Origin of the sequence: Stutzerimonas stutzeri (genome assembly GCF_024448935.1) — a bacterium.
Classification (GTDB): Bacteria; Pseudomonadota; Gammaproteobacteria; order Pseudomonadales; family Pseudomonadaceae; genus Stutzerimonas; species Stutzerimonas stutzeri_AO.
Genome location: NZ_JAMOIE010000210.1, coordinates 1 through 1,725, shown reverse-complemented (window position 1 = coordinate 1,725; position 1,725 = coordinate 1). Strand labels below are relative to the sequence as shown.

Genomic DNA, 1,725 nt, shown 5'->3' with positions numbered 1-1,725 from the left:
CCCGGACGTTTCATAAACCGCCCCAGACACCCCCGAAAGGCAGCCTTCGCCAGCTGATCGGCGCTCGACCGAGCCGATTTCTGCGCCAGTTCAGTCTAGCGACGTGCTGCCGGCGGCGATGGTCGTGAGTCTGGGACGCTTCGAACCGTCGCCGAAGGTCGTTTTTCCGGGGTACGCGCAGGCGTCGCCCTCCGGACGTCGCTGGAACCTGCTGGGTTTGCGTTGCGGGCTACTTCAAGCCAGGGTCGGAGGTCGCGCCAGGTAGAGCAGTTCGGTGACCCGATGCAGCAGACCCTTCATCGGACAGGCGCTGGGCAGGTGCAGCTTGATCCGGTCCTTGTACTGCACCACCCGCACCGCCAGCTTGAACAGCTTGAGGATGATGCTCATCGGCTGCGCCTTGGCCAGTTCGGTGTGGCACAGGGTGTTCTCGCGCAAGCTATGAATGAGGCTGTAGGCGGCGCAGGCGTAGAACAGGCGCAGGTGGTTGGCGAGAAAGCTGTGGTCGGAGGTGCGGTCGCTGCTGAGGTCGTTCTTGATCGCCTTGATGAAGTTCTCGTCCTGACCTCGCGCGCAGTACAAATCCCGGTACAGCAGCTCCGGCGCGGGATCGGTAAGCGAGGTCACGACGAAGCGCGGGTTGTCGCCCAGGCTCATCACTTCGGCCTTGAGTACCACCCGCCACGGGCGCGACCAGGAGCCGGCCTGATAGTCGATATCCTCGTACAGGCGCGTCGCGACCGGTTCAGCCTGGCCAAAGCGGCGTGCATTATTGCAGCGCTGCCTATGCAGGGTGCGAGCGCGATCCAGCAGCGGCGTGGCCTTGGGTGTCAGCGCCCGGTTGCCGGCCAGCCCGAACAGGAAGTCCATCTGATCGTCGCCTTCGCACAGCGCCATCAACTCGGGATTGGCGAAGTGGCCGTCGCCACGCAGCAGGATGTGGGTGTCCGGCCAGGCCCGCCGCAGTCGGCGCACCACGCGGCCGATGATCGCCGCGTTCTCGCGCCCGGTGGGCCGCTTGCCGGGACGTAGCACGGCGGTGATGAGCTTGCCCGAGAGCCCCTCGAACAGGAACAACGGAAGGTAGCAATGGCTGCGGTAGTGATGATTGTAGAACGCCAGCTCCTGCTGCCCGTGGGTGCGATCCTCGGAGTGATCCATGTCCAGCACGATCATGGCCGGCGGCGTGGCATAGCTGGCGACGAAGGCATCGACGAACGCCTGCGCCAGACGGTAGATGTCCTTGCGGGTCATCGCGTTCTCCAAGCGCGAGAAGGTGGGACCGGAGGCCAGTGCGTTGCCCGTATCAAGCGGCGCGCGCTCGGCAGCCAGTTTGAAGACCGGATCGTGACGCAGGCTGTTGGCATCGTTGCCGTCGGCGTAGCCGCAGGCGGTCTGGAAGACCCGCTGGCGCAGCAGATCGCTCAGGCTGTGGTCGATGTAGGAGGCGTGTCGCTGATCGCGAATCGCCGACGCCAAGCGGTCGATCAACCCGGTCTGGCGATCGCTGCCGTGCAACAGGAGTGCACCGAAGTCGCTGGACAGCATGCCACCGTTGAAATCGCCCCGAACCGTGAAGCCAGCGATGGCGGGAAAACGCAACTGGGTCGGGGTAAACTGATCCATGGGCGGTCTCGTCTTTGCTTCGTCCGAAGCCTTATTGGCATAACCCCAATTATATCAATGGGATATACGAGATTCGCCCTTTTTTATGAAAAATTCGGG

General features: G+C 63.5%; 1 protein-coding gene. It reads right to left on the bottom strand.

All coding sequences use genetic code 11. The features are described 5' to 3' along the window. Positions 1 to 234: 234 nt before the first annotated feature. On the bottom strand, positions 235 to 1,626 hold the full coding sequence (locus NA637_RS24865; protein ID WP_256075224.1) for an IS1380 family transposase: 1,392 nt from the start codon (positions 1,624 to 1,626) through the stop codon (positions 235 to 237). Between the last annotated feature and the right edge of the window lie 99 nt (positions 1,627 to 1,725).